The sequence below is a fragment of the Acinetobacter sp. YH12226 genome, from assembly GCF_013417805.1.
GTDB lineage: Bacteria > Pseudomonadota > Gammaproteobacteria > Pseudomonadales > Moraxellaceae > Acinetobacter.
Window position 1 is genome coordinate 1 of record NZ_VPDG01000055.1, and the last position, 1,584, is coordinate 1,584.

Consider the following 1,584-nt stretch of genomic DNA (forward strand, 5'->3'; position numbering starts at 1 on the left):
TTAAGTTCTTTATCCGACATAGACACCAACATATCAAACCGTCCGCTAACGAAATTGCAAAAGTGCATATTCTAAAAGCGGACATTTTTACTTTGGAGAAACCGGACATTTCTATTTTGGAGTTACATTTTTAGCTTCGTATAAGTACCATTATGTTAAATAAAATTTATAAAAGGAAAAGTGCGCTTAAATTTTTCTGAGACATGTGGGTTGTTCTTTAGGTATTCAATGGATTGTTCTTGCGTAGAAATAGGGTCAAAAATATCTATTCCCCTTAGATAAGAAATGCCTTCTAACGCTATTTTTTCTGTTTTTGATAGCCTAGAGCTTGGTACAAATCCAATAACTGAATGAATCTTCGCTAATGAGTCCTCGAAATCTATAAGATCAAACATATAAAGTGGTATTTCATCTTGATTTAAATCGTTAATACAAAGCTCAATCCACTGTCTAAACTCATTTAGATTAATTGCTTCTGAAAATAGACACCCAATAGCAAATCCAAGATCAGAATTTTCTTCTTTATATATTTTCCACATACTTAATATTTTCTAAAATTAACATAATACACGTTATACGAATCTAAAAATGGGAGCCTTTAGCTCCCATTTTTACTATATTTTTTAAAGTCTTAGGCGTGTTGTACTTTGAGTTTTAAGCCTAAAGCGTTCACTACACGATTAATCGTATCAAAACGTGGTGCTGAATCATGACGTAGGGCTTTGTAGAGTGCCTCACGCCCAATTCCTGCTTCTTTAGCGATTTGAGTCATGCCACGAGCTTTAGCAATAACACCAAGAGCATGAGCTAATTCAGCTGGATCATTCTCTTCAAGAACCATGTTGAGATACATCACAATATCTTCTTCAGTTTTGAGTGACTCAGCCATATCAAAACTTGGTAAATCAGCGACTCTAACCATTTTAATCCTCCAATGTTTTCGATAGTTTGACTGCACGATCGATGTCTTGTTGCTGAGTTGATTTATCTCCTCCACCAAGCATTACAATCACTACGTCACCATGTTGGATGTAATACATCCTCCACCCAGAACCGAAGAATTCTCTCATTTCCCAACCGCCATCTTGGAGAGGTTTGATGTCTCCCCCAATTTCCACGTTGAACCTTATCTAATCCACGATTCAAGTGAATACGAGTCATATTGTCTTTAATGCCATCCAACCATTCATCAAATTCTGGAAGACGTATAATTTCAAGCATGAGGATTCCTTATCTTCTCACTATATTGTATTTGATCGAATACAATATGCAATTAATCTATACGAACATCCATTATGTTAGAACCCATTTAAAGTGTCTATGCGATAAACCATTTAAAATCTCCTGTTTTTAACTGCAAGAGTCAAGCACAGGATTTAAATTTCTTTGTTCAATAACAGCTTTCTGAGCTTTACGACTCGGCATACTTTTCTTGGCCCGGGAACGTTTATTTTTTTTTCCAGTTCTTCATGCTGTTGTTGGATATGATTCAGAACAGCACCCAACCGTTTATTCTCAACAATCTCTCGCTGATTCAGCTGACTTAATTTATCGAAGAGGCTGTAATTGATCTTTCGGCCATCA

At 35.9% G+C, this 1,584-nt stretch carries 2 protein-coding genes and 2 pseudogenes; all 4 read right to left on the minus strand.

Going from position 1 to position 1,584, the window contains the following annotated elements:
• Window positions 1-155 precede the first annotated feature (155 nt).
• A complete protein-coding gene (locus FTV08_RS15990; protein ID WP_180039174.1) occupies window positions 156-539 on the minus strand; it encodes a hypothetical protein in 384 nt (127 codons plus the stop codon).
• A gap of 92 nt (window positions 540-631) precedes the next feature.
• A complete protein-coding gene (locus FTV08_RS15995; RefSeq protein ID WP_180039173.1) occupies window positions 632-922 on the minus strand; it encodes an addiction module antidote protein in 291 nt (96 codons plus the stop codon).
• A 1-nt stretch (window position 923) separates the two neighbouring features.
• Window positions 924-1,221 (minus strand): annotated as a pseudogene (locus FTV08_RS16000) (type II toxin-antitoxin system RelE/ParE family toxin).
• Window positions 1,222-1,350: 129 nt separating this feature from the next.
• Window positions 1,351-1,584, minus strand: a pseudogene (locus tag FTV08_RS16005) (ISNCY family transposase); the annotation flags it as partial.

Coding starts and splice junctions, on each gene's coding strand:
- FTV08_RS15995 (WP_180039173.1), bottom strand. CDS start 922: ATGGTTAGAGTCGCTGATTTACCAAGTTTTGATATGGCTGAGTCACTC.
- FTV08_RS15990 (WP_180039174.1), bottom strand. CDS start 539: ATGTGGAAAATATATAAAGAAGAAAATTCTGATCTTGGATTTGCTATT.